This window comes from Agrobacterium sp. SORGH_AS 787, assembly GCF_030819035.1.
Taxonomy (GTDB): Bacteria; Pseudomonadota; Alphaproteobacteria; order Rhizobiales; family Rhizobiaceae; genus Agrobacterium; species Agrobacterium larrymoorei_B.
Genome location: NZ_JAUTBG010000001.1, coordinates 2,108,898 through 2,131,633 on the forward strand (window position 1 = coordinate 2,108,898; position 22,736 = coordinate 2,131,633).

Below are 22,736 nucleotides of genomic sequence, written 5' to 3' on the forward strand. Positions count from 1 at the left end.
TGTCAGCGATCATTTGCAGTGATCTGGCTCTGTATTCGCTGTTGATGTGGACAACCAAGCATTATGCATAACTGTCCTCCGTTGCCAGGTCCGAAACAGGTTTATCGGATGGTTGCTTTTGGCGCCGGCTCGAAGGCTAGTTATAGGCAATACTGGCTTGGCTCGTCATTCGGAACTACCCAAGTCCAATCGGCTCAAGCAGATTGCTTGGCAGCGCGTCCACCTAGACCTTCGCTGGCGGCAACCCGCGTGCTCCAATCTCATCGGATCGAAGCACGCTGGTGTCACCTGGACGATCAGTTAGTGCGGTAGCGCGCCAGCCAGTGGGCGTAAGGTGGTGGCAGTGTTGCCCAAGCGGGATTTTCAACGCCGAGCGCTTTTGCTGCGGCATAAGGCCAGTGCGGATCGGCGAGGAGTGGACGGGCCAGCATCACCAGATCCGTTTTTCCGTCTTGAATAAGAGCATCAGCCTGAACAGGATCGCTGATGAACCAGCTGGTCGATGCCGGCAGGTCTGTTTCCACGTGAACGCGTGCGGCGATCTCCGCCAAAAAGGCGGCACCCCAAGGGATTTGCGCCGCTGGCGTGGAGAAACCGATGCTGACGTCGATTGCGTCAAGGCCTGCTTCCTTTAAGCGGCGAATCAAAGCGATTGATTCTCGAAGGGTCTCTTCGTCACGTCCATCGAACTCGATCACCCCGAAACGGGCCGTGAGCGGGAGGTTTTCGGGCCAGACTTTGCGCACCGCCGCGAGTGTCTCAATCAAGAACCGCCCACGGTTTTCAGGGCTTCCGCCGTACTCATCTTGCCGCTGATTGGAGTGGACGGAGAAGAAACTTTGCGCCAGGTAACCGTGGGCAAAATGCAGCATAAGCCATTCGAACCCCGCATCGCGAGCCCGTTCGGCTGCAGCAACAAAATCCCGCTGCACGCGAATTATATCGTCCTTTGTCATTTCAGCGGGCACTTTTCCGAGGTCGCCGCCAAAGGCAATTGCTGACGGTGCGATAGTTGGCCATCCACGCGGGTCACCATCAGCTATATGATCATCACCCTCCCAGGGCAGATTGGCACTGGCTTTGCGGCCAGCATGGGCGATTTGAATGCCCGGCGTCGAGCCTGCGGATTTGATGGCCTCAACGATTGGGCGAAGTGCTTCAGCCTGGGCATCGTTCCAGATGCCGAGATCGCCGGGCGTAATCCGCCCTTCCTTTGATACAGCCGTTGCTTCCAGTACGACCAGACCCGCGCCACCGCGCGCTAGGCCCGCATAGTGAGGAAGATGCCAGTCCGAAACCACACCATCCGTGGCCATGTACTGGCACATTGGGGAAACCGCTATTCTATTGCGTAGGGTGATGCCTTTGAGGCTGAAAGTGTCAAACAGCTTTGCCATTGTTGGTCTCCGGTTCAAGAATGCGGTGGGTCTACATCTTCGTTAGTTCGAATACAATAGAACAATGGCATTAAATTGATACCCGTGTTAATGATGGTGGTATGAGAGTCATGAAGCATCCCGCCATTCACGAAGTCAGCCTAGAGCAATTGTTTTACGCGCTGAGTGATCCAGTGCGCCTTGAGATCGTGCAAAAGCTTTGCGTTACCGATGAGGCAACGTGCAGTGCACTGGACGGGGGCAGGCCGAAGTCTAGCGTTTCACATCACTTCCGCGTGTTACGCGAAGCTGGGCTGGTGTGGACACGCAATGAAGGCGTCACACATATGAATGCGCTTCGGCGTGCCGAACTGAATGAGCGCTTCCCGGGGTTGCTCGATGTGGTCGAAGCAGCGATGCGTAATGCACCCAAACAGCATCATTCCGATGTCCAGACGGCGAAGCAATAAGACGTCGCAATGGAGTAACACGGTGCGGTGCTGACGGTACCGGGCATCTCCGCGATAAGTTAGACCCAACACCTCATGATCTCGCCCCCAGATTACTTGGGCTATCGCTATGGCAGTGTTGACCGCAGCGCCGGAGCACGCCCCTTTGATTCCTCTCCACCCGCTCAGTCGCTGAATCCAGCGAGTAGCGATCAGGACGGTATGGGACGGTTGCAAAGCTTTGCTTGACCCGTACGAGGCGATCGAGCTCTGACTATCGAAGGAAACTTTATTCGACGATTGAACTGGCGCATTGACTGCGCCAGCAAAAGCTGGCGCGGTCTCATTTTCCTAATCCGCTCGTGGCAATCAAAGTTTCTAGGGGATAAGGCGGTTCTTGCGAAGGCTTGCGAAAAGGGCGAAGAACGCATCGTCGGTCGGCTGGTATTCGTTGAAGCCAAGACGGCGGCTTTTACTCATGTCGGTGACGACCTCGATGGGGCGGCCCAGATCCGCGTCCGTGTGCCATGGAGACGCGAGACGGTCGATTTCAGGCTCCAACAGATTATCGCGTTTGGCGATGTCTCTCCAGATCACATCATCGTTGCTCATCTGCTCATTCAGAGGATTGATTGTGCCATCGAAGGGTGCTGGCTCTATGCCAAAGCATCCTGCAATTCTCTGCCACATCCATTTCCATCGAAAAACATCTCCGTTGACGACATTGAACGCCTGATTGCCGGCCTGCGGCGTCTCGGTTGCCCAAACCAGATGTTTCGCCAGAAGGTTGGCGTCGGTCATATCTGTCAAGCCGTTCCATTGAGCGGACGAACCGGGAAAGCGAAATGGACGACCGGTTTCTCGGCAAATGGTAGCATAGACGGCAAGCGTCGTTCCCATGTTCATGGCATTTCCGACCGCCTGGCCGATAACGGTATGTGGACGGTGGATACTCCAGGTAAAACCGTCGCGCTCAGCGGCAGAAAAAACTTCATCTTCCTGCGCATAATAGAAGTTCTCAACATCAAGACGGCCCTGTTCCTCACGAAATGGCGTTTGCGGCAGGACGCCTTTGCCATAAGCTTCGAAGGGCCCGAGATAGTGCTTCAGTCCGGTAACCAGCGCCACGTGTCGTGTGGATTGAGCAGGACTGAGCCCAGCTAAAAGATTACGAACCATCGCGGAGTTGACGCGTATATTTTCCGCTTCGCTTTCCTGTCGGGCCCATGTGGTTATAAAGACCGCATCGGGTCTGACGTCGTGCAAAGCACGCGCCGTTTCTTCTGCATTTTGTAAGTCGGCAGCAACGGGCACGATCCGATTATGATCCTTAGGCCTACGCGCCAACCCGTAGACTTTCCAGCCTTCTTTCACCAATAGCTCTGACGTTGCGTTGCCAACGATCCCGCTTGCGCCGACGACCAATGCTGTTCTAACCATGATGACACTCCATTTTTGATTGAACTACAGTTAGGCATCCGGCAGGCCGACATGTAGACGGGACAGTTTGGGGACATGGATACCAGGAGGTGACCACGATGAAGCCGGGCAGCAATGAAGAGGATTGGCGCGAGGACTGTGCGCCCCGCCGAGTGCTCGAACTGTTCTCGACCAAATGGACGAGCATGATCTTGCACACGTTGCATAAAATTCATCAGGGTGCCGCAAGGACAGGTGTGTTGGAACGGAGCCTGCCAGGCATCTCAAAGAAGATGCTGACGCAAACGTTGAAGGAAATGGAGCATTCCGGCCTGGTCTCGCGACATGTGTATTCGACAAGACCGCCTGCTGTGGAATATCGGCTGACCGGACTAGGCAAGCGTTTCGTCGAACCCGTCGAGTTGCTCTACGCTTGGGGCAGGGACAATTCTGATGCGCTGGATGCGCTTGAACCCCGTCCCAGCTCAAGACGGTAAGTGCCCGCAACGAGGTCGGCTTCGTTACGGAATTCTTTTGGTCATTGGCTGGTCGCCTAACCACAAAAAGAAACCCTCCGACGCAGAGGGTTTCTCACAAAATTTTATTTTAGGATTTTTGCCTATAGCGCGCTTTGCCGGACGACCGTGATTTTGCCGAGTTCGACCAAGGGCGTCACATCCAAGATTGTGTTTTTCTCTGCCATATCGAGGCTGTAGAGAAAGGCTCGCCCTGCGGGGCGGTTGTGCGCTGTTTCAATTTTTTCCCTACCGATATAGGGGCCAGCGGGAATGGGAACTCCTGAGGCTTCACAGTCCTCGATCGCTCTAAAACGTACGGGTGCACCTTCCATTTGGACCTCCTAAGGTTTGGCAAATGAAGAATATGCAGCTGGTACTGCCGGATTATGATGCACTGAAATAAACTGTGAGGCAACTCCTAGAGGTCAATTTTGCGGCCATGGGCCTATCAGACTAGGCATGCTGCGAAACAACCGCGTTCTACGCGGACGCGCGAGAACCATATTTTGAAAAGCTGCAAGGAGGACGCTGCGCACCGATCTGGGTTTTTCTCGATCGTCAGTTTTAGCTGCAACGGTCAGGTCGGTTTCTATGCCTGAAGCATGTGTCGAACATTGATACCTTCCCCCCCCAAACCCAACCAAACGTCAAAGCGACATCCACGGATGCTGACATTGCCAAAGGTATGATGCCCGTGGCCATGATGAGAAAATCAACCGAAATATTCGATCCGCGCAATTTGCGACGGTCCCAACTACCCTACTCACCAACCTTAGCGACAAAGCGTTTGCCTTCGTCAGTTAAGACAAGGCGAGGAGAGCCATTTGTGGCGATTTCTCTGACGAAAGATTCCTTTTCAAGGTTGGCAACGGTTGAGGTCGAGATGCGCTTGTCGCCAACCAGCCACACACGACCAGAACGTCGCTGGTAGCGATACTGGTGGATCGCCGACAAGGTGCGAATTGCGGTCTTGGAAAGCTGCTTTTCACCAGATGTCATCATGACTTCTCCCATGAATGTTCTTGCTACGTTCATGTGATGGCAGGAGAGTGAGCTTTCAAGTACAAGTTTGGTCATTCAGATTTAATTAAATATGTTGGCAAATACTGAGTAGCAGGGATGATCGAAACGGGCGTGGACAAGTTGAGTAACCGATAGCCATTGGAGCCACCCATGTCCCCGCGTACTGTGCTCGTTGTAGAAGACGATCTTCTGATCAGATTGATATTGGTTGAGGCGCTCCAGGACGATGGGTACACTGTTGTGCAGGCAGCGAACGTCCTTGAGGCGGTCGCGGCGATCGGACGCAATCCGTGCTTCGATGCATTGGTCACTGACGTCGACATGCCAGGACACCTCAATGGCCTCGATCTCGCCGGAATGGTTTCAAGCGTATCTCCGCTGACGCAGGTCGTTGTCGTGTCAGGTCGGGATGTCTGCGACGATGTCGGACTGGGCTGGGCGTTTATGCCAAAGCCTTACAGCTTGGATCACCTTTTGAAATTGCTGGAGACGGACGATACTTCGATCACGGTCGCACCTGGAGTGGCGAGCGCCGTTTAAATGTGCGGTACATTTCTCCGTGACGTCAGTTGTCTACTTGCTTCAAAACAACCGAAATCTGCGCTTACGAAAACTCAGACGCCTTCATCGAATTCTCCTCTTCTTCCCTTCAGGGATCACGAGTGGAAAATTCCAGTTCAAAACGGCTTAAATTATCGGGAGCTAGCCAGTCTGCGGCGAGGATCTTAGATAGGGTCTACATCCCTATGGTTAGCCAGGCGCTTTTTGTCTGCGTGTAGGAAGCCAGGGCCTCCATGCACTTGTCGCGACCGTTTCCGCTTTCTTTCCATCCTCCGAACGGAAACTGCATGTCTCCGATCATATAGCTATTCACATAAACCATTCCTGCCTCGACATCCCTTATAAACTGGTGAGCTTTTCCCAGATCGGAGGTCCAGATTCCGGCGGCGAGACCGAAGCGTGTGTCATTGGCAATCGCCAGTGCCTCCTCATAGGTGTCGAATGCGATGAGGCTGGCAACAGGCCCGAAAATTTCTTCCCTGGCGATGGTCATATCGTTTGTCACATCTGTGAATATCGTCGGAGAGACATAGGCGCCGTGTTCGAGGCCAACGGGTATGCCGCCGCCCGAGATGCAGTTGGCACCGGCATGCTTTCCGAGACCGATATAGTTCAGAACGCGTTTCTGCTGCCCGATGTCGACCAGAGGCCCCATACCCGTTGCCGGGTCCAGCGGATCCCCCGGCCGATATGTGTTTTCCGCCCTCATCCGAAGCAGTGAGGTGAATTCCGGCAGGATCTTTCGTTGGACAAGAATGCGGGACCCGGCGCAGCAGACTTCGCCCTGATTGCCAAAAATGCCCATGGCAGTCCAGTCCGCCGCCATTTCCAGATCGGCTGCATCGGCCATGATCACATGGGGCGATTTTCCGCCGCATTCCGTCGAGATTTTCTTCATGTTCGACTGACCGGAATAGGTCATCATCAGCTTGCCGACCTCGACCGACCCGGTGAACGCGATTTTATCCACATCATGATGCAGAGCAAGCGCCCTACCGGCTTCCGAACCAAAGCCGTTGACGACATTGAAGACGCCGGGAGGTCCGCCGGCCTCCACGAAAAGTCGGGCCAGCAGCACGGAGGAAAGCGGGGACTGCTCGGCTGGCTTCAGGACGACAGAATTCCCAGCCGCAAGAGCGGGGGCAATCTTCCAGGCGGTCATCAGAAGAGGATAGTTCCAGGGAACGATGCAGCCGACGACACCAAGCGGCTGGCGCAATACATAGGATAGGGCATCCGGCGCGGTCGCGCCGACCGTTCCCTGCAGCTTGTCGACGCATTCGGCCGTAAAGCGGATGCAGGTCAGCGCCAGCGGCACATCGACCGAAAGCATTTCGCTGATCGGCTTGCCCATGTCCAGCGTATCGAGAAGTGCGAACTCCTCCGTGTGGGCCTCGATCAGGTCGGCAAAGCGGTAGAGTACGGCCATGCGCTGCCGTGGTGGAATGCGGGACCATATGCCGGCCTTGAAGGCCTTAAGGGCGGAGGCGACCGCGTGGTCGACGTCTCCAGTATCCCCGCGTGCGACCTCGGCGAGAACGGTGCCGTTTGCGGGATTGAGACTTTCGAAAACCGCCCCGGATCTTGCGGCAACGTAATCGCCGTCGATAAACAGACGGCCTTCCGGCCTTAGTGTGGCGGCTTTCTCTTGCCAGTGGCTGGATTGAGGTGCGATCGTCATCGGGATATCCTTAGGCTGCGAGGATTTTCTGGCAGGTGCGTTCAGCGACCATGATCGTGGGCGCATTGAGATTGCCGGACACCATGATCGGAATGGCGGAGGCATCCGCGATGCGAAGGCCTTCCAGTCCGTGAACCTTCATGGTGTCGGGATCGGTGACCGCCAGCGGGTCCGTGCCCATGCGGCAGGTGCTGGAGGGATGGTAGAGTGTCGCCATGTGGCCGCGCACATAATCCGCGATCTCCTCGTCCGTCCTGCATTCAGCGCTGGGTGAAAGCTCGTAGTCGATCAGATCACGGATCGGCGCTTGAGACAGGATTCGACGGTTTATGCGAACGCCTTCGACCAATGTCGTGAGATCGGTGCCCGTTTCGTCAGACACGAAATAGCGAGGATCGATCGCGGGGTGTTCGGTCGGATCGGCGGACCGAAGCCGGATTTCACCGCGGCTTTTCGGACGCTGAAGCACACAGTGGGCCGTGATGCCGGAGCGACCGCCAAGAAAACGGGCGTAGTCGCGGTGCGGGGTGATCGCGCCGTAAAGCTGCAGGTCAGGCTCGATGCCTTCCCGGCTACAGACATGCGCGCCTGCGGCAACCCAGGGCGAGGTGCGCATACCACTGCGACGGTCCTGCCATTCCTTCATGCTCTCGTTCATAATCTCTTCCGTCCAGGCGCCGATGCCCATGGGCTTCTTGGAGTAGAAGGAAACAGGAATGTTGAGGTGGTCCTGAAGCGACTTGCCTACGCCGGGCAGGTCGTGTCGGGGGGATATGCCTATCTGGCGCAGCTCATCCGCTGAGCCAATGCCGGAAAGCATCAATATATGGCAGGTGCCGATCGCGCCGGCCGCCATCACCACTTCGCTTGAGGCATACGCTGTTTCCGGTACGCCGTTGACGAGATACTTGACCCCGGTGGCGCGGCCGTTCTCAACGATCAATCCGGTGACCAGGACTCCCTTTGTGAGCGTCACGTTGGGACGGAGGAGGGCGGGGCGAAGATAGGCGTTGCCGGCACTCCAACGTTCGCCATTCTTGATCGTGAACTGGAAGAGGCCGACTCCCTCCTGCCGCGGCCCGTTGAAATCGGGGGTGCGGGCATAACCCGCCGCAGCCGCGGCTTCCAGCCATTGGTACTCGTGTTCATCGACGTAGGGTGCGTGACCGACATGCAGCGGTCCGCCGGTGCCGTGCCAGGGGTTGTCGGAAAAATCGGCATTGTCCTCACTGGAGAGGAAAACAGGCAGCACGTCACGCCAGCCCCATCCGGCGCATCCGGCCTGTTCCCAGGCGTCGTAATCGCTTGCCAGTCCACGGATGTAGATCATGGCGTTCAAGGCACCGGACCCGCCGACCATCTTGCCGCGGGGCCAGAAAACGCGGCGACCGCGACACCCCGCCTGCGGCTCGGTGTAATATCCCCAGTCGGCGCGGGTGTTGAACATGGTCACCCAGTCGGACGGGATATTGGAGGCAAGGGGCGCGTCCTGCCCGGCTTCGAGAACGAGGACCTTGCGGCTCTCGTCCTGGCTCAACCGATAGGTGGCAACGCAGCCGGCCGATCCCGCTCCCACGATGATCGTGTCGTACATGGCGTTCTTCCGTAAGGTCTTCGAGGGAGGCCGGCGGACGTTCCGCCAGCCAGTTCTTTAGTTCGGTGTGCCGGTCTCGATGGCGGTCACCAGCGTTACCGGACCATCGAGGATAGGCTTGGCGATGGCGAAGAAGGTCGCCACCGCCTCGGAGCTGTTGTGCGCATCCATCGCTGCCTTGTCGGCGAACCGCTCGTAGGTCGTAAACACACACGGGTCCTCGTCACCTTGGGCGATGAAAAAGCCGAGTGTCTTCGGCTCGTTCGCCTTCACATGGGCGGCGACGGCAAGAAGCGCGTCGTGCATGACCTGCTCCTTGCCGGGCAGGACGCGGATGATAGCGCTGATCGTCTGCATCAGAACGTCTTCCAGTCGCCGTCCGCCTCGAAGGCACTGGCGGCCTGGTAGATCGTTGCTTCCGCGTAGTCCTTGCCGATGAGCATGAGACCGACGGGAAGGCCGTCCGCAAGACCGCAGGGAATGGACATGGCAGGGTGCCCCGTCACGTCGAACGGGCTGGTCGTGCCGGTCATTTCGAAGGCGCGAGTTATGATCTCCTCAAGCGATGCGTCCTTGGCCGGCAATGGCGTGGAAACGCAGGGCAGCGTCGGCATCAAAAGCAGATCGTAATTCGCGAAGACGGCATCATAGGCGGCCTTTACTGCGATGGAGATGTTGCGAGCCTTGGCGTAGTAACGGCCGCGATAGTGACTGAGGCCCCACTGGCCGACGAGCATCGTCAGCTTTAGCGTCTTCGAGAGGTCGTCCGCCTTCTGGCGCCAAGTCGAATGGGCCTCGATCAGGCCGACATCGTAAAGCCCCTTCCAGTTGAAGCCCATGCCGTTGCCGTGCATCATCTGCATTACGAAACCTTCGAGCGTGATGGGGTTCCACGCCGCAAGCGCTGTCAGATGCTCTGGAATGGAGACTTCGGACACCTCGGCGCCGAGTTTTGCAAGCCTGTCGGCTGCCGCCCGCACCTTCGCATCGACTTCCGGCTGAAGGTTCGGCATCAGGAAACCTTCCTTGAGAATGCCGATCTTCATGCCCTTCACGCCCTTGCCGAGCGCTTCGGTATAGGCATTGACCTGCGGTGAATACTGGCGCGGATCGAGCCCGTCGGCACCCGCCAGCACTTCCAAGAGCAGCGCGTTGTCAGCGACGGAGGCTGTCATCGGACCGGTGTGATCAATCGTAGATTCGATCGGCATCACGCCGGTATAGGGGACCAGACCGTGTGTCGGCTTCATGCCGTAGATCCCGCAAAAGGAGGCTGGAATACGGATCGAGCCGCCCTGATCGCCGCCGATGGCCATATCAACCTCGCCGGATGCGACGAGGGCCGCCGAACCGGACGAGGAACCGCCTGCGGAATAGCCCATGCGCCAGGGATTGTGGACCGGCGCGGGATCGGAGGTGTGACTGCCTCCGGAAAGGCAGAAATGTTCGCAAACGGCCTTGCCGACAATGGTCGCACCGGCATCGAGCATGCGGGTGGCGATGGTCGCATCGGCCGCGGGAATAAAGCCCTCAAGCGTCGTCGCGCCATTCATCATCGGGACGCCCGCGAGTGCGACATTGTCCTTGAGAACGACTGTTCGGCCTGCCAGTTTGCCTTCCGCAGCGCCTTTGACTTCGGTCTTGATCGCCCAGGCGCCGTATTTGTTGTCTTCCGGCGCCGGCTTAAAGCCGGGTATACGGGAATATTTCACTTGTGGCATCGGATTGGGCAGGGCGTCGATCACGTCGTAGGCGTCGAACATGCCGCCCATCAATGCGTGATATTCGGCTGCTTCCGCGAGCGACATGGTCATATGGAGTTCAGCGGCGAGATCCGCGACATCGTCGATGGTGGGGCGTGTGATGGACATGACTCATCCTTTCCTGTTGAGACAAGAGTTTTAAAGATTGGCAATGTGGGGAGGGAGGCTCGGGTGCCTCCCGGCAGGTTAGGCCATGGCGGCGAGGCCTATTTCACCGGAGAGAATGGCATCCCGGTCCAGTTCGCCGGTCATTCGGCCTTTCTGGATATGCAGGATGCGTTCCGACAGCGCGGTGATAAATTCCAGGTTCTGCTCAACGACGATGAGCGAAAGCTTCCAGCGGGCTTTGAGGGCCAGAAGCGTCTCGATCATTTCCTCGATGATCGAGGGCTGGATGCCTTCGGTGGGCTCGTCGAGCAGGACCAGGCGGGGGCGGGTGCACAGGCAGCGGGCGAGCGCCAGAAGCTGCTGTTCGCCGCCGGAAAGCGCACCGCCTCGCCGATCGAGAAGCCGTACGAGCCGCGGGAAATCTTCCAGTACTGTATCGATGACGGCCTGGTCCTCGCGTGGCGCCGACGCCAACCCCATACGGAGGTTCTCCATGACGCTGAGTTCGGGAAAGATTTCTCGCCCCTGCGGCACCAGGCCAAGGCCGAGCCGGGACCGTTCGTAGGGCTTCATGCCGGTGATGGTCTTGCCGGCGAACTCGACGGTGCCGCCCGTGGCTGGAAGATGCCCCATGAGCGTTCGCATCAGCGTTGTCTTTCCCATGCCGTTATGGCCGAGAATGCCCAGATATTCACCCTCGTCCATCGTCATGTCGACACCGGCGAGGATTGGGATGCGGCCGTAGCCGGAGCGCAGTCCCTTAACGTCGAGAAGTCGTGTCATGCCGCCACCTTCTTTCCGAGATAGACATCGCGAACACGTTGATCCGCCAGCACCTTGTCGACGGTATCTTCGATCAGCACGCGGCCCTGGTGAAAGACGGTCACGGTTTTGGCGATGAGGCGAATGAAGGCCATGTCGTGTTCGACAACGACGATGGCGCGGGATTGGTTGATGTCGCGAATGATGTCGGCGGTGCGCAGCGTCTCCTCGTCGGTCATGCCGGCAGCCGGTTCATCGAGCAGGATCAGGTCCGGCTCGGCGGCTAGAACCATCCCGATCTCCACCCATTGCCGCTGACCGTGAGACAGAGTGCCAACAATCCGTTCCTTGTCCCCAGACAGTTGGATGAGGTCGAGGACATGGGCAACGAGCTTGGGCAGGCCCACGGGTGTCGCCTTTCGACGAGCGGCCAGCCATATGTTTTCGGATATGGAAAGGCCGTTGAAGACATTCGGCACCTGCGTCTTGATGCCGATCCCCATGCGGGCAATCTCATGCGGCAGCTTGCCGGCGATCGGCTGACCTCGAAAGGCGATCGTGCCGGAGGTCGGCGTCTGCTGGCCCGTCAGCGATTTGAAGAAGGTGCTCTTGCCAGCACCGTTCGGACCGATCAGGCACCTTAATTCCATCTCCTGTAAGGTGAAATTGATGTCGTCATTGGCGACCACTCCACCGAAGCGCATGGTCAAGTGCTCAGTTTTGAGGAGGGGGAGAGGTTCCGTCATTTCAGTCTGCTCCTGCGGGTTGCGGATTTGCAGTCGGGGCCGGTGCGCTCTGCCGAACGCGTGTGCGGAGGGAAATGAGACGCAGAAGGATATCCCTTATGGTTGGCACGAGACCCCTCGGAAGAAGAAGGACAAAGACCAGTAGAACCGCTCCGAGCACCAGATTGGAATTCAGCGTCTGTTGGCTGCCAATGCTGGCGACGATGTACTCGATAAGGACGCAGCCCACCAATGGGCCAAGAAGGGTGCCAAGGCCACCGATTGTGATCCAGATAATGATTTCCGCCGACAGGCTCAGGCTGAAGATCGTCGGCCCCACGAACGCACCCCAATTAACGTAGAGTGCTCCGGCCAGTCCAGCGACGGCACCGCCGATGATGAAGGTCATTAGTTTGACAAGGCGCGGATCGTAGCCGAGCAGTGAGGCACGGGTTTCGTTTTCTCGTACCGCCACGATCACGCGACCGAAGGGGCTGGCAAGCAGGAGCCGCAATGCAAGATAGACGAAGAGCAGTGTCCCGGCGGTTGCCCACCAGGCGGCTTCAGGCGACAAGGGGCTGGTGGGGTCGAAGGGCATGTTGAAGGTCGGTACCGCGGGAATGCCGTTGAAACCGCCGATCATTGCATCGCCGATCCTGTACTCGTCACCCGACGTCGAGTTGACGACATTGAATAGGATGAGCGTGACGGTCAGGGTAATGACACCCAGATAGACATCCGAGATCCGACCGTAGAAGATGAAGTACCCGAGGATGGCGGAGAAGATGGACGGTACGAGGATGGCAAGCATGATCCCTTGCGTTGAGTCCTGAAAGTTGATTGCCGCGATGGCGTAAGTATATGCGCCGAGGCCGAAAAAGGCGGACTGTCCGAATGACAGGATGCCGCCAAGACCCCAGATGAAGGCGAGGCTCAGCGAGAGCACGGCCATGGCCGCAAACAATGTCACCTGCATCAGGGAGAAGATTTCCAGATAGGAGGGGGCTGCCATGATAACCGCGATAGCGACAACCACCGCCGCAGCCTGCGCAGAAAGAGCAAGACGGTTTGCCATTAGAGATTCCCCTTGAAGAACCGGCCGGAAATGCCTTGGGGCAGGAGGCGGATGAGGACGATGGCGGCAGTGAACACGAGTACCTCGCCGAAGACAGGAGTGGTGAAATAGGCACCTATCTGGTTGATTGAACCGAAGAGGGTTGCCGCCGAAAGCGTGCCGGAGAGAATGGCGCTGCCGCCACCGACCACGCTGATGAAGGCCTTGGCGACATAGGCGCCGCCCATGACCGGTGTGATGCCGGAGACCGGTGCGAGCAATCCGCCGGCAAGGCCGGTGATCGCGGCACCTGCGGCAAAGGTCCCCATGTAGACGCGTGCCGGATTGATGCCGAGCGTGTTGGCCATCGCCGGGTTCTGCATAGTGGCGCGGGCAATCAGGCCGAGCCTCGTATAACGCATCACGCCGTAGATGACCGCCATCATCACGATGGCCATGAACATGAGGAAGAGCGTGTAGTAACTCGACCGGTAATTACCGATCGAAAAGCCGCCGAGAGGTGTCGGGACGCCCTGTATCGTGTTGCCGAACACGGTCGTTACGATGCCGATGATGAGCAGGCTGAGCCCCCAGGTGGCAAGCATGGAATCGACCAGGCGGCCATAAAGGAAACGGATAAGGCAACGTTCTATGACCAGCCCGACAAGGCCGACGAAAAGTGGGGCGATGAGGAGCATCGACACCCAGATATTGACGCCGGCATTGGTGGAGATGACGGTGGCGTAGGCGCCGAGCATGATAAATTCGCCATGGGCGAGATTGATGATCTTCATCATGCCGAAGATGATCGCCAGTCCAAGGCAAAGCAGGAAGAGAGAGGCTGCGCCGTTGATGACGTCGAGCAGCAGGATCAGATAGATATCCATGTCGATCCTTCTCCTTATAAGGGAGGGATTGCGGGTTGACGGCGCGCCTGCGCGCCGTCCGGCGGGATCGTCAGAGATTGATGACGTATTGCTTGGTGTCGTTCGGGTTTTTCACCAGGTCGCAGACGCTTGCAGTGTCGGCCGGAGCGACATCTGGATAGCTTTCCAGCACCGACCACTTTCGATCCTTCACCTCTGCCAGGAAGGCGTTGCGTGTCGTGTGGTGGGTCGCCTTATCGATCGTCACCTTGCCCGTCGGTCCGTCGAAGGAAAGGCCGGATTCCAGGGCTTCGACGACCTTCAACCGGTCCATCGCGCCCGCCTTTTTCACGCCAAGTGCCCAGAGATGAACGCCTTCATAAGTCGCGGCAGCCAACTCGCTGATGTAGGGCGTATCGGAATGAGCCTTCTTGATCTTCTCCACGAAACTCTTGCTGGCCGCCGAGTTGAGTTCCTCGAAGTAGCCGTAAGCACCGAGAATGGCGTCGCTTTCGGCGGCGTCGAGCGTCGAAGGTTCGTTGACGAGGCCGAATGTCGTGGACGCGATCGGAATCTGGCTCTTCATGCCGGCCGATGTCCATTGACGATAGAAGGCGGTGTGATTGCCGCCCACCAGCGCTGACAGAATCAGGTCAGGTTTGGCGGCCTGAATCTTGGAGATAGTCGGGCCGAAGTTCGTAACGTCAAGCGGGAAGAAGTCGACTGCGACCACCTCGCCGCCATTGTCCTTGACGTATTTCGTCATCCATTTGGCGGTGATCTGCCCGTAATTGTAGTCGGCGGCGATGATGTAGGCTTTCTTACCCGCCTTCTTCATAGCGGAGGGAACGAGCTTTTCCACGGTCTGTGCTGGTGTCGTTCCGGTGCAGAAGGTGTTGCGGTCGCAGACGCCGCCTTCATAGAGAACGTTGTAGAAGTACGGCACCTTGAAGCGGTCGAATGTCGGCCGAATGGCCTCGCGCGAGGCAGAGGTAATGCCTCCGTGCACCACGGCCACCTTATCCTTCAGGGCCAGTTGCTGGGCGTACTGTGAGTACATCTGGATGTTCGACTGAGTATCGTAATGGACGACCTTGACTTGGCGTCCGAGCAGGCCGCCTGCGGTATTTATTTCCTCGACTGCGAGGTTCAGCGCGTAGACCATGGGAACGCCGGATGCGGCAAGAGGGCCGGACTGATCGTGAAGCGAGCCCAGCAGGATGGTATCGTCGGCGGCTAGTGCGCCCTGACGGAGGATGGCGGGGGCCGCGACGAGCGCGGCGGAGGTCAACGCGGTGCGGTGGAGGAAGCGGCGGCGAGACAGGATCATGTTTTGAGTTCCCCTTGTGATGATCACTATGGGGTTATTTAAAAATACAATAATTGAAAAAGCAACTATTATTTAAGGTGCATTCAGGATCGAGAAATCGTAGCCGTCCAGCCGGGCAACATGGACTGGGTGGCTGCTGCCAACCGCTGGCTTGGCTTCGTTGCCGCGGGCTGTCTTCTGGAGGGGTACCCGTCCATAAACCTTTTTGAGCAGGTGCACATCGAAGCTGCCTGCCTCCTCGACCATTGCTGCAAGGGAATAGATCCCCTCGTAGCACGATTGCCCGAAAGCGTTGGCTGGCGGTGGATTGTCTCCATAGGCCGTGTGGTACCGTTCGAGAAAAGCGCCGTTATTGCGCGAGCGCATTGCCGAAAAATAGGCAGAGGCAACGAAGACATTTTCCGTTTCGTCTTCGTTCAGACCGTATACGATGGTTTCGTCGATCGCGGAGCTGAAGCGCAAGACGCTCGGCGAAAGACCCATTTCGTAGAACGCACGGTTGAATGCGATGCTGTCCGAGCCGAGGAAATACGGAAGAACCACATGGGAGCGGGTGGTCTTTATCCGGTCCAGCATTTCGTCGTAGTCGAGCACTCCAACCGGCGAATATAATTCGCCGGTTACGATTCCACCTGCGCGTTCGATGAACGCGCGCGCGATCTTCAGACTGGATCGGGGCCAGATATAGTCGTTGCCGCACAGGAAAAAGCGGCGCGCATTCTTCCGTGCCATCAGCCAGCGCAAGGCAGGGGCCATGAGTTCCTCGGCGGTTTCGCCGGTGGTGAGGATATTTTGCTCCCGGGCATAGCCTTCGAACTGGGGAGTGTAAACCAGCGGGACCCGCTCGCTCGTCGCGCGTGCGACCGACTCGCGTGCATAGCTGGGGATCATCGATACGACGCCGGCCACTCGGCGTTCTTCGACGGCATGTCGGGCCGCCTCCGCGGCGGATTCCGCGGTGGAACCTGCATCGACGACATGCAATTCAATGTGGCGTTTGAGGATTCCCTGATTCTGGTTGATCTCCTGAACCGCCAGACGACCGCATGCCTCAGCAGAGGGAGCCCACAGTCCGGCGGATCCCTGTTGGGCGATGAGTAGACCTATCCGCACAGGCTTCAATGTCCGCGCTCCTATTGGTGTTTCCTCTGAATGGAACACGGCTTAATGAGAAGCAGGAACTATGCCATATCCAGATCGGCGGCGGCTGTTGTCAAAATGGAATGAACATGATGATTTTGCTTCTTTTTTGCTAAATAGGCTAGGTCTCTCCGGTTTTGGGAGGCGGCGGGAAGCGGAAAACCTGTTCAGCTGTTCGCTGCGTTGCACAATTCTTGTGCGAAATTTTAGCGCTTGGCACGACTTGCGCGACGCATATCGAAAATTATATGTAGAATGAAATATTGAAACGCGATGTATTGTGAATGGAAGGTAGTCGCATGCAATTGGCTGACCTTATTTCAGGCGTTAACCGTCAGATTGAGCAGGCCCTCGAAGGCCCTCTCAAAGCTCACGGTGTGTCGCTTGAGCAATATCGCGTGTTCAAGGCCCTGGCGGCCCGCAGTGGCATTCCGATGGGTGATCTTGCCGCACAGGTTTTCGTCGATTCTCCGACGTTGACGAAGATCGTAGATAAGATGGTTGCGTCCGCCGACGTGTTCCGCGGTCCGGATCCGAATGACAGGCGCCGGGTTCTTGTCTTCCTTTCTGAAAAGGGTAGTGCGACGTTTGCACAACTGGCGTCTATCGGTGAAGGTGTAGAGAGAAGCTTTACGCAATCTCTGGGTGCGGCGGCTCTTAACGACCTGTCAGGACTCCTGAGGTCGGTCTTGCGCGAATCCAGGCGACCTGCCGCCGACAAGAGTGGTGGTGAAAAAAGCCATGATACCTTAGCTTTCAGCGGGTCACAGGAAGTCTGACAGGTGTTGCGCGAACTTCACCACGCGGAGTCGGGCTCTGACCAATGTCTCGCTATGTCGCAAAGCATCTAGCGATCACCATGCTTGATATCTCGACCAGTGGATTGGAATTGCGCGGTTGCCACCTCCGCGCCTATCAGGACGGCACCGGCTCCAGCGTTATCCAAATTGTCAGGCTGTCACGCCGACGAAAACCTGCTTCGTATTCCGCCTAGTTCGTGACCTTGAACTTAATTCTTGCCGATACAATGGCGATGGGAGGTGCGGTGTCTGAATGGCGTGCTTGCGTGAACCGGTTACTGTGATCGCCGATCACCTGCGATAACGCCATTAACGATCCGCGCTCCGACGCCGCTCCAGCCCCAAAATGGAGGGCTGCAGCGCTGTACTGCAACCCTCGTCAACTCACATGCAGTCGGCGATGTATTCGTACTTTTTCGCCAACTCCAGATTACCGCTGGTGATGGCGACAATTTCAGTCATGGTAACGGGTTGCAGTTTCTCACCGGCGATCAGTTTGGCCGCCGTCTCCATTGCAACTTCGCCTTCAAGTTTTGGATTTTGCGCAATAAGCGCCTGAATGTCACCTTTCTTCAGAGCTGCGACCTCGGCACTTGCTGCATCATAGGCGACCATTTTCACACGCCCGACAGCGCCCGCTTGACGCAATCCGGTTACTGCGCCAATCGCGCCCTGATCGTTGGTGCTAAAAATGCCAGCGAGATCGGGATGAGCGGATAGCGTCGAGGTGACGATTTCCGCCGCCTTTTGCGGATCATTCGACTGGTATTGGGCACCCAGGAACGTGATCTGTGGGTATTTTTCCTTCAATGTCTTCTCGAAACCAGCTGCGCGCGCGTCCTGTGCCAACGAGCCTGGTGGCTGGGTGATCACCAGCACCTTGCCGGTTTTGCCGATCAATGATGCTATTTGGTCAGCCGCCATTCCGCCGCCAGCTTCGTTGTCGGTCAGGATCTGCGTATGGACAAAGCTCGTATCTGCGATCGTCTGATCGACCGTGATAACCTTGGTCCCGCGTGTGGATAGTTCGCGCATCGGCGGGATCAACGCCTGCATGTCGGTGGGGACAATGGCCGCAACTTTCGGGCCCGCGGCAGTAACGGCGTTGATCACTGGGATCTGTGCATCTGTTGCGAATTGGTCTGCCGCCGAGACAGTCAACGACAGTCCTAACTCCTTGGCCTTGGCTTTGGCTCCGCACTGCATGGCCTGATAAAAGGGGCTGCCGCTAGATCCGAGAACAAGCGAGACGCTCTTTTCTTCCTGGGCTGTCGCAGTCCAGGCGGATGCTGCAAGCAAGGCAGATGTGATGGTGGTGACGACGATAGCTTTTTTCATGGCTTTTCCTTTGTTCCCCTTTTCATTACGGCAGTGGCGTCACTTGCCGCGTTTGCGAAGCCGTCGTTTGAGTTGATCGATCCAGACGGCGAGGATCAGCACGGCACCCATCGCGACAGTCTGCCAGAACGGCGGAATGCCGAGGATGACAAAGCCATTGAGAAGGATGATTGGAATAAAGACGCCGACGACCGTCCCAAAGACTGTGCCGGCTCCTCCGAACAAACTGGTTCCGCCGAGCACCACGGCCGATATCGTTGCAAGATTGTCCATGGCGTGACCGTTGATCGTGGTCGTGGCAAAACGAGCATTCGCCATGACCGCGGCTATGCCCGCCATCACTCCCGAGATCGTATAGACTTGGATGAGGCGCGCAGTCGTTGGGATGCCGGACCGTCTGCTGGCTTCTGCATTCGAGCCCACCGCGAAGACCTGCAGACCGAAACGCGTCAGATGAAGAACAATTCCGGCAATGACAACCGTGATGGCCGCGATGATGACCAGCATTGGTATTCCAAATAGGCGACCGGAACCGACATGGCTCACCAGAAGCTCCGGCATCGCGCGAACGTCCACGCCGCCTGACAGGATCTGCGCGCCGCCGAGCGCCATGCCGAGAGTGCCGAGCGTGACAATGAGCGGCTGTATGCGGGCGACCGCGATCAGAAACCCGTTGAGCGCTCCCCACAGGCCGCCGCTAATGAGTGCTGCGACCGTGCCGATAGCGATAATGTCCCAGCCGGCAGCCGTTGTGCCGTAAGTGGCCCCATCGGCGCCGGAGAGCGCAAGCATAACCTTGGCAGATACCACGGATGCAAATACGAGCACCGAACCGATAGACAGATCGATCCCGGACGTGATGACGACATAAGTTTGTCCCGTTGCCAGGACGAGGAGGATTGCGGCGTTGATCGCCAATTGCTGGAGATTGTAGCCAGAGCCGAATTGCGCAGGCCGCAATACGGCGAAGATCATGATCAGCGCCATCAGTAGAAAGAAGATCCAACCGGCTGTAACGAGGCGCAGAAAGCGGTCTCCGGTCGACCTGACATCTGCTACGGTCGTTTCGTCGCTCATGCAGTTTTCTCCGTTACCTGTCCGCTGGTCATCGCCCGAACAAGGTTTTCGACATTGGTCTCGCTGGCGCGCAGGTCGGCGACGGTCTGGCCAAGTCGAAGCACCTGAACCCGATCTGCAACGTCAAGAACCTGCGTCATGTTGTGGCTGATGAGCACGACGGAAGTTCCCGCGTCTCTAACCCTCTTGCATAGGTCAAGCACACGTTGCGTCTGAATCACCCCCAGGGCGGCGGTTGGTTCATCGAGGATGACGAGCTTGCGTGCCCACATCGCAGCCCTGGCGATTGCCACGGACTGTCTTTGTCCTCCCGACAGTGTATCGATGGCGACCCTTTGGGATTTCAATTGCACGCCAAGCTTGGCGAATTGCTCGACAGCGCGGGTCCGCATCGTGCTGCGGTCTATGAAGCCTAGCTTCCCGAGGACGCCGGGCTTGAGGATTTCCCGGCCGAGAAATAGATTTTCGGCCGGCGTCAGATCGGGCGCGAGCGCCAGGTCCTGATATACCGTCGCGATGCCATTGAGTTGGGCATCAAGTGGCGATCCGAAACGGACCTCCTGGCCATCAATTTTAAGGGAGCCGCCGTCAGGGCGCTCCGCGCCCGACAGGATTTTCACCAAAGTCGACTTTCCTGCGCCATTGTCGCCGATCAGCGCCACGATCTCGTTTGGAAAGACGTTGAAGTCCGCCCCTCTCAAAGCCTGAACATGCCCAAAGGTGCGACGGATGCCGATGGCTTCGAGCAGGGGCTGGCTCATACGTCCAGCTCCAGCCCGATATTGTTGGAGAAGGCGTAGAACTCGTTGTAACGCGCGACACACAGATTCGCCCAATGATCAAAGGCATCCGTTGTCTGCGGAAAGGTCCATATCTCGACCTCCTGAAAATCGTGCTGACCACGGATGTGAAAGCGTCCCTGCGTCGCTCCACCAATTGCTTTCGCCTTGTCGCGAACTGCGTTCCAGCTCTCTTCCAGTGCGGTCTTTTCGGGATCACTGAGCAGATACCAATGCGGGCGTGGGCGGGAATAATGGATCCATATCGAGTTTGTCATGTCAAAGAAACCTCGGCGCAAGAAGGTCGGAGAGCGGCGTCAGGCGGCCCACGATGTGTCGGGATGTGGTGAATTTGAAATCAGCGACGACCTCGTGGCCGCGAATGGCGGAGTCTGCGATATCCGGATGGGCCACTTCCCAGGCGCCGAGATGGTGCCAGCGATGCGACCAGTCCATGCGATGGCGGCCCGCAATGTTTACTTTGTGGGCGAGGTCACCTTTGAAGGCTATATCGCACTCAAAGTCGTATTCGGTGCGTTCCGATGGCGTTGCTTCACACCATTGGTCGTTCCATTCCCAAAGTGCGAGAAAGACCCATGCGTGATCGGAGATTGCGCCGTCACCCATCACCGGCGCAAACTCCTTCACGCCCATGAGCCATTCTGTTCGGAAAGCCCGGGCCCAGCCAGCCTTTTCCAACCTGATTGTGCCTTCGATCGCTACCTCAAGGCTCGGGGCTTCAAACACGCCAGCGATATCGTGGTCATGTGTAAAGCCGGTATCGATACCCATCGGATCATTGTTCGACGCTGGATCGAACACTTTGCGCAGGGCCAGCGTCCAGCCCTCATTCGCCAGTTCGTGCAGCACCGAAAGGACCGCCTCTCGGTGATGTTCAGCATAAATTCCAGGTAGATCGTCCTGTCGATAGGCAAGGAACATAACCGAAGCCTTAGGAGGCCCGGAAGCAGCCGCCGACGAGAAGACGTCCGTATCTCCCGTCAGGCTCGTCATCGCCGCACCTTTTCCATTGCAGTCATCAAGGCCTCGACACGGGCGGGATCGACCGGATTCCACCAGCGGGAATCGACCTTGAGCCACTGTCCGATAATGGCACCGTCCGCGACCTGCATCAGGGCAGGGACCTGTTCCGAAGATAATCCCGAACCGACAATAACAGGGAGGTTTGTTCCTGCGCGCACCTCGTTCACCTCATCCGGCTGTGTGGGAGATCCCGTTCGCGTGCCTGTCGCAATCAATACATCGGCATCGAACCATTCTGCGTCGGTTGCCTGTTCGGTAATTGATCTGTCGGAGGTGATCGCGTGAGCGCCGAATTTCACATGAACGTCGGCAAAGATCGAAACATCCTTCGCGCCGATATTGGAGCGATATCGCAACGCCTGGGCTGCCGGCCCATTGAGAAATCCTTCATTGGCCACATAGGCATTAACCCACTGATTCACTCGCACCCATTTCGCTCCGACGGCTTTTGCCACCGCAAGACCTGGGATTGCTCCGTTGGCAACGCATGTTATGCCAATTGGTGTATCAACCGCATTGCGCACTTCCTGGCAAACGGCGGTAAGGCCTGCTACGGTCTCGAAACCGATATCCTCGGGGCGAGAGAACGGCATGTCGCTGGCATTCTCGAGCATGATGCCGTCGATACCACCGTTGGCGAGTGTCTTGGCGTCTTTGATCGCCGCGGAGATGATTGAGGCCATTGCTTCGCCCTCGTAGCGCGGTGCCCCCGGGAGTGCCCTGAGATGAATTACCCCGATGATTGGTTTGGGTTTAGTGAAATGTGCCTGTAGTGCGTTGGCTTTCGCAGGCAATACGATGGGGGCTGTCATGCGATCTCTTCCGTATTTACAGAGTAACTTTTGACTTCTTCCAGGCTCGGATAGCCGGATTGAGCGCCGACGCTCCTGCAGGACAGAGTGGCGGCGATCACGGCGCGGCGTATTATGACCTCGGGCGCCCAGCTGGCCGCCTGTCCGGAGAGAAACCATCCCGCGAGGCAGTCGCCCGCACCTGTGGTGTCAATAATGGGCACGCCGAGAGGTGGTCGGGCGGTGATGACGATGCCGCTTTGATAGAGCTCCGCTCCATCTGCGCCACGGCTGCGAACGATTGTCTGGGCGCCCATTGAATGAAGCTTTGCAACAGGATCGTCACCCAAAGCGGCTGCGGCCCTGTCATTCACAAAGACGACACTGGCGCCTAGCAGGGCATCTGCAAGCGCGTCTATGCCACTAGAAAACGTCGCGGGCTCAAGATCGATGGACCAGGGCAGATTTGCGGAGCGGGCACGCTCGACCAAGCCGTGTGCAGCAGGCCCGAAAAAGGACGTATGGATATGAGCGATAT

General features: G+C 57.5%; 25 protein-coding genes. 4 read left to right on the plus strand and 21 right to left on the minus strand.

Annotated features, from left to right (window positions below):
- Positions 1-296: 296 nt before the first annotated feature.
- Positions 297-1,397: an NADH:flavin oxidoreductase/NADH oxidase gene (locus QE435_RS09270; protein ID WP_349041076.1), complete on the minus strand. Its 1,101-nt coding sequence runs from the start codon at positions 1,395-1,397 to the stop codon at positions 297-299.
- Between the two features lie 101 nt (positions 1,398-1,498).
- On the opposite strand from QE435_RS09270, the gene QE435_RS09275 reads away from it, so the two are divergent.
- Positions 1,499-1,846 carry a helix-turn-helix transcriptional regulator gene (locus QE435_RS09275; RefSeq protein ID WP_349041077.1) on the plus strand — a complete coding sequence of 116 codons (348 nt, stop codon included), beginning with the start codon at positions 1,499-1,501 and terminating at the stop codon, positions 1,844-1,846.
- Between the two features lie 357 nt (positions 1,847-2,203).
- Here QE435_RS09275 and QE435_RS09280 read toward each other — a convergent pair whose 3' ends face one another.
- Entirely contained in the window at positions 2,204-3,265 is a 1,062-nt protein-coding gene (locus tag QE435_RS09280; protein ID WP_349041078.1) for an SDR family oxidoreductase, read from the minus strand.
- Between the two features lie 98 nt (positions 3,266-3,363).
- On the opposite strand from QE435_RS09280, the gene QE435_RS09285 reads away from it, so the two are divergent.
- A complete protein-coding gene (locus tag QE435_RS09285; protein WP_349041079.1) occupies positions 3,364-3,741 on the plus strand; it encodes a helix-turn-helix domain-containing protein in 378 nt (125 codons plus the stop codon).
- 122 nt (positions 3,742-3,863) lie between these two features.
- Here the strand turns inward: QE435_RS09285 and QE435_RS09290 are convergent, their stop codons facing one another.
- A complete protein-coding gene (locus QE435_RS09290) occupies positions 3,864-4,094 on the minus strand; it encodes a hypothetical protein (protein ID WP_306927442.1) in 231 nt (76 codons plus the stop codon).
- A 427-nt stretch (positions 4,095-4,521) separates the two neighbouring features.
- A complete protein-coding gene (locus tag QE435_RS09295) occupies positions 4,522-4,839 on the minus strand; it encodes a hypothetical protein (protein ID WP_349041080.1) in 318 nt (105 codons plus the stop codon).
- A gap of 96 nt (positions 4,840-4,935) precedes the next feature.
- Between QE435_RS09295 and QE435_RS09300 the strand changes: the two genes are divergently transcribed.
- The gene (locus QE435_RS09300) at positions 4,936-5,325 is read left to right on the plus strand and encodes a response regulator (RefSeq protein WP_349041081.1); all 390 of its coding nucleotides are present in this window, start codon (positions 4,936-4,938) and stop codon (positions 5,323-5,325) included.
- A gap of 196 nt (positions 5,326-5,521) precedes the next feature.
- Here QE435_RS09300 and QE435_RS09305 read toward each other — a convergent pair whose 3' ends face one another.
- The 10 genes from QE435_RS09305 to QE435_RS09350 form a co-directional block, all read right to left on the minus strand.
- Entirely contained in the window at positions 5,522-7,027 is a 1,506-nt protein-coding gene (locus tag QE435_RS09305; RefSeq protein WP_349041082.1) for an aldehyde dehydrogenase, read from the minus strand.
- A gap of 10 nt (positions 7,028-7,037) precedes the next feature.
- Entirely contained in the window at positions 7,038-8,621 is a 1,584-nt protein-coding gene (locus QE435_RS09310) for a GMC family oxidoreductase N-terminal domain-containing protein (RefSeq protein ID WP_306927434.1), read from the minus strand.
- Between the two features lie 57 nt (positions 8,622-8,678).
- Entirely contained in the window at positions 8,679-8,978 is a 300-nt protein-coding gene (locus QE435_RS09315) for an antibiotic biosynthesis monooxygenase (RefSeq protein WP_306927432.1), read from the minus strand.
- Positions 8,978-10,492, minus strand: coding sequence for an amidase (locus QE435_RS09320; protein ID WP_349041083.1), 1,515 nt, complete (start codon positions 10,490-10,492; stop codon positions 8,978-8,980). The genes QE435_RS09315 and QE435_RS09320 overlap by 1 nt, the downstream gene beginning before the upstream one ends.
- Before the next feature lie 78 nt (positions 10,493-10,570).
- The gene (locus QE435_RS09325; RefSeq protein ID WP_306927429.1) at positions 10,571-11,275 is read right to left on the minus strand and encodes an ATP-binding cassette domain-containing protein; all 705 of its coding nucleotides are present in this window, start codon (positions 11,273-11,275) and stop codon (positions 10,571-10,573) included.
- The gene (locus QE435_RS09330) at positions 11,272-12,000 is read right to left on the minus strand and encodes an ATP-binding cassette domain-containing protein (RefSeq protein ID WP_306927428.1); all 729 of its coding nucleotides are present in this window, start codon (positions 11,998-12,000) and stop codon (positions 11,272-11,274) included. The genes QE435_RS09325 and QE435_RS09330 overlap by 4 nt, the downstream gene beginning before the upstream one ends.
- A 1-nt stretch (position 12,001) precedes the next feature.
- A complete protein-coding gene (locus QE435_RS09335; RefSeq protein ID WP_349041084.1) occupies positions 12,002-13,054 on the minus strand; it encodes a branched-chain amino acid ABC transporter permease in 1,053 nt (350 codons plus the stop codon).
- Positions 13,054-13,920 (minus strand): branched-chain amino acid ABC transporter permease, encoded by an 867-nt coding sequence (locus tag QE435_RS09340; protein ID WP_306927426.1) that lies wholly within the window; start codon positions 13,918-13,920, stop codon positions 13,054-13,056. Before QE435_RS09340 ends, QE435_RS09335 begins: the two co-directional genes overlap by 1 nt.
- A 70-nt stretch (positions 13,921-13,990) precedes the next feature.
- Positions 13,991-15,229 (minus strand): ABC transporter substrate-binding protein, encoded by a 1,239-nt coding sequence (locus QE435_RS09345; RefSeq protein ID WP_349041085.1) that lies wholly within the window; start codon positions 15,227-15,229, stop codon positions 13,991-13,993.
- 72 nt (positions 15,230-15,301) lie between these two features.
- Positions 15,302-16,351 carry a substrate-binding domain-containing protein gene (locus QE435_RS09350; RefSeq protein ID WP_349041086.1) on the minus strand — a complete coding sequence of 350 codons (1,050 nt, stop codon included), beginning with the start codon at positions 16,349-16,351 and terminating at the stop codon, positions 15,302-15,304.
- A 317-nt stretch (positions 16,352-16,668) separates the two neighbouring features.
- Here QE435_RS09350 and QE435_RS09355 point away from each other — a divergent pair, with 317 nt between their 5' ends.
- Positions 16,669-17,148 (plus strand): MarR family winged helix-turn-helix transcriptional regulator, encoded by a 480-nt coding sequence (locus tag QE435_RS09355; protein ID WP_349041087.1) that lies wholly within the window; start codon positions 16,669-16,671, stop codon positions 17,146-17,148.
- 405 nt (positions 17,149-17,553) lie between these two features.
- Here the strand turns inward: QE435_RS09355 and QE435_RS09360 are convergent, their stop codons facing one another.
- The 7 genes from QE435_RS09360 to QE435_RS09390 form a co-directional block, all read right to left on the minus strand.
- Entirely contained in the window at positions 17,554-18,507 is a 954-nt protein-coding gene (locus QE435_RS09360) for an ABC transporter substrate-binding protein (protein ID WP_349041088.1), read from the minus strand.
- A 39-nt stretch (positions 18,508-18,546) separates the two neighbouring features.
- Positions 18,547-19,584: an ABC transporter permease gene (locus QE435_RS09365; RefSeq protein ID WP_349041089.1), complete on the minus strand. Its 1,038-nt coding sequence runs from the start codon at positions 19,582-19,584 to the stop codon at positions 18,547-18,549.
- A complete protein-coding gene (locus tag QE435_RS09370) occupies positions 19,581-20,345 on the minus strand; it encodes an ATP-binding cassette domain-containing protein (RefSeq protein ID WP_309770572.1) in 765 nt (254 codons plus the stop codon). Before QE435_RS09370 ends, QE435_RS09365 begins: the two co-directional genes overlap by 4 nt.
- A complete protein-coding gene (locus tag QE435_RS09375) occupies positions 20,342-20,641 on the minus strand; it encodes a hypothetical protein (RefSeq protein ID WP_349041090.1) in 300 nt (99 codons plus the stop codon). The genes QE435_RS09370 and QE435_RS09375 overlap by 4 nt, the downstream gene beginning before the upstream one ends.
- Position 20,642: 1 nt before the next feature.
- Complete coding sequence (locus QE435_RS09380; RefSeq protein WP_349041091.1) at positions 20,643-21,377, minus strand: hypothetical protein; 735 nt, start codon at positions 21,375-21,377, stop codon at positions 20,643-20,645.
- Entirely contained in the window at positions 21,374-22,219 is an 846-nt protein-coding gene (locus tag QE435_RS09385; protein ID WP_349041092.1) for a BtpA/SgcQ family protein, read from the minus strand. Before QE435_RS09385 ends, QE435_RS09380 begins: the two co-directional genes overlap by 4 nt.
- The coding region (locus QE435_RS09390; RefSeq protein ID WP_349041093.1) for a carbohydrate kinase family protein at positions 22,216-22,736 on the minus strand (521 nt) is incomplete at its 5' end. The genes QE435_RS09390 and QE435_RS09385, both read right to left, overlap by 4 nt.

Bases quoted from the DNA above. Each gene is read 5' to 3' on its own strand.
- QE435_RS09290 (WP_306927442.1), bottom strand. From the start codon at position 4,094: ATGGAAGGTGCACCCGTACGTTTTAGAGCGATCGAGGACTGTGAAGCC.
- QE435_RS09285 (WP_349041079.1), top strand. From the start codon at position 3,364: ATGAAGCCGGGCAGCAATGAAGAGGATTGGCGCGAGGACTGTGCGCCC.
- QE435_RS09275 (WP_349041077.1), top strand. From the start codon at position 1,499: ATGAGAGTCATGAAGCATCCCGCCATTCACGAAGTCAGCCTAGAGCAA.
- QE435_RS09340 (WP_306927426.1), bottom strand. From the start codon at position 13,920: ATGGATATCTATCTGATCCTGCTGCTCGACGTCATCAACGGCGCAGCC.
- QE435_RS09300 (WP_349041081.1), top strand. From the start codon at position 4,936: ATGTCCCCGCGTACTGTGCTCGTTGTAGAAGACGATCTTCTGATCAGA.
- QE435_RS09305 (WP_349041082.1), bottom strand. From the start codon at position 7,027: ATGACGATCGCACCTCAATCCAGCCACTGGCAAGAGAAAGCCGCCACA.
- QE435_RS09355 (WP_349041087.1), top strand. From the start codon at position 16,669: ATGCAATTGGCTGACCTTATTTCAGGCGTTAACCGTCAGATTGAGCAG.
- QE435_RS09385 (WP_349041092.1), bottom strand. From the start codon at position 22,219: ATGACAGCCCCCATCGTATTGCCTGCGAAAGCCAACGCACTACAGGCA.
- QE435_RS09325 (WP_306927429.1), bottom strand. From the start codon at position 11,275: ATGACACGACTTCTCGACGTTAAGGGACTGCGCTCCGGCTACGGCCGC.
- QE435_RS09270 (WP_349041076.1), bottom strand. From the start codon at position 1,397: ATGGCAAAGCTGTTTGACACTTTCAGCCTCAAAGGCATCACCCTACGC.
- QE435_RS09360 (WP_349041088.1), bottom strand. From the start codon at position 18,507: ATGAAAAAAGCTATCGTCGTCACCACCATCACATCTGCCTTGCTTGCA.
- QE435_RS09320 (WP_349041083.1), bottom strand. From the start codon at position 10,492: ATGTCCATCACACGCCCCACCATCGACGATGTCGCGGATCTCGCCGCT.
- QE435_RS09295 (WP_349041080.1), bottom strand. From the start codon at position 4,839: ATGACCAAACTTGTACTTGAAAGCTCACTCTCCTGCCATCACATGAAC.
- QE435_RS09345 (WP_349041085.1), bottom strand. From the start codon at position 15,229: ATGATCCTGTCTCGCCGCCGCTTCCTCCACCGCACCGCGTTGACCTCC.
- QE435_RS09380 (WP_349041091.1), bottom strand. From the start codon at position 21,377: ATGACGAGCCTGACGGGAGATACGGACGTCTTCTCGTCGGCGGCTGCT.
- QE435_RS09365 (WP_349041089.1), bottom strand. From the start codon at position 19,584: ATGAGCGACGAAACGACCGTAGCAGATGTCAGGTCGACCGGAGACCGC.
- QE435_RS09280 (WP_349041078.1), bottom strand. From the start codon at position 3,265: ATGGTTAGAACAGCATTGGTCGTCGGCGCAAGCGGGATCGTTGGCAAC.
- QE435_RS09335 (WP_349041084.1), bottom strand. From the start codon at position 13,054: ATGGCAAACCGTCTTGCTCTTTCTGCGCAGGCTGCGGCGGTGGTTGTC.
- QE435_RS09315 (WP_306927432.1), bottom strand. From the start codon at position 8,978: ATGCAGACGATCAGCGCTATCATCCGCGTCCTGCCCGGCAAGGAGCAG.
- QE435_RS09330 (WP_306927428.1), bottom strand. From the start codon at position 12,000: ATGACGGAACCTCTCCCCCTCCTCAAAACTGAGCACTTGACCATGCGC.
- QE435_RS09375 (WP_349041090.1), bottom strand. From the start codon at position 20,641: ATGACAAACTCGATATGGATCCATTATTCCCGCCCACGCCCGCATTGG.
- QE435_RS09310 (WP_306927434.1), bottom strand. From the start codon at position 8,621: ATGTACGACACGATCATCGTGGGAGCGGGATCGGCCGGCTGCGTTGCC.
- QE435_RS09370 (WP_309770572.1), bottom strand. From the start codon at position 20,345: ATGAGCCAGCCCCTGCTCGAAGCCATCGGCATCCGTCGCACCTTTGGG.